We start from the raw sequence: 1,279 nt of genomic DNA, 5'->3' as shown, positions 1-1,279 counted from the left end.
GCCTTGAAGTAGCGCGTGTCGCCGCCGCGCACGCCATCAATGGCCGCACTCAACTGCGCGACATTCACCGCGTCGGTGGTGTCGGTGCCATCGGCCACGCCCTTGAGCTGGCGCGCACCGTCGGTACCGCTGAAGTCCACGCGGGTGCCGCCGCTGCCGGCCGCCACGGTGACCACCGCATCGGCCGCCGTCTGCTGGACCAGGCCGGCGGTACCGCCGGACAGGTTGCCCAGCACGGTATTGATGGTGGTGATGTCGCCCTCGGTGGTGGTCACGCGGCCGTCGAGGGTGGTCAGCGCGGTATCCACGCCGCCCAGTGCATCGCCCACGTTGTCGTGCGCGGTGCCCTGCACGGTGTAGCGCGGGCCGGTGACCACGCCGGTGGTGGCGTTGAGCGCCGCTCCGCCGCCGAGGGCGGACACGACCGGACGCAGCTGCTGCACGTTGACCGCATCGGTATTCTCGGTGCCATTGGTGACGTTAATGATCTGGCGGGTGCCGTTACCGATCAGCGGACCGGCGCCGACCGAGACCACGTTGTCACGGTCGGCGACCGACCCCGCGCCCAGTGCGACGGAGCCGTCTCCCGCAGCGCTGGCATTGGCGCCCAGCGCCACGCTGGCCGTGCCCTGCGCGCGCGCCGCGGTGCCGACAGCGATGGCATCGGCCACGCCCGCGCTGGCAAGACGGCCCAGCGCGACCGCGCCCAGGCCGGTCGCCTGTGCGTCATCGCTGTCGTCGCCACGGCCGTTGGTCTTGACGTAGCGGGTGGCACCGCTCAGCCCGTCTTGCAGGTTGGCGATGTTGGTGGTGTTGTTGAGTACCTGTGCGTTGGTGGCCTGCAGCTGGCCACCATTGACGGCCTGCTGGCTACCGGCGGCCAGCGCGCCATCGGCCACGCCGTCGAGCGCGCGCGCACCGTCGGTACCGCTGAAGTCCACGGCGGTGCCGCCGCTGCCGGCCGCCACGGTGACCACCGCATTGGCCGCCGTCTGCTGGACCAGCCCCGCGGTACCGCCGGACAGGTTGCCCAGCACGGTATTGATGGTGGTGATGTCGCCCTCGGTGGTGGTCACGCGGCCATCGAGGGTGGTCAGTGCTGTATCCACGCCGCCCAGTGCATCGCCGACGTTGTCATGCGTGGTGCCCTGCACGCTGTAGCGCGGGCCGGTGACCGTGCCGGTGCTGGCGTTGATCGCCGCCCCGCCGCCGAGGGCGGACACGACCGGACGCAGCTGCTGCACGTTGACCGCATCGGTATTCTCGGTGCCGTTGGTGA

Annotated in this window: 1 pseudogene; it reads right to left on the bottom strand. The window is 71.0% G+C overall.

The features are described from left to right. Nucleotides 1-1,279 (bottom strand): annotated as a pseudogene (locus DBR34_RS21820) (hypothetical protein); the annotation flags it as partial.

Origin of the sequence: Stenotrophomonas sp. HMWF003, from assembly GCF_003061285.1 — a bacterium.
GTDB classification, from domain to species: domain Bacteria; phylum Pseudomonadota; class Gammaproteobacteria; order Xanthomonadales; family Xanthomonadaceae; genus Stenotrophomonas; species Stenotrophomonas maltophilia_AP.
This window is presented reverse-complemented; position numbering and strand designations above follow the sequence as displayed.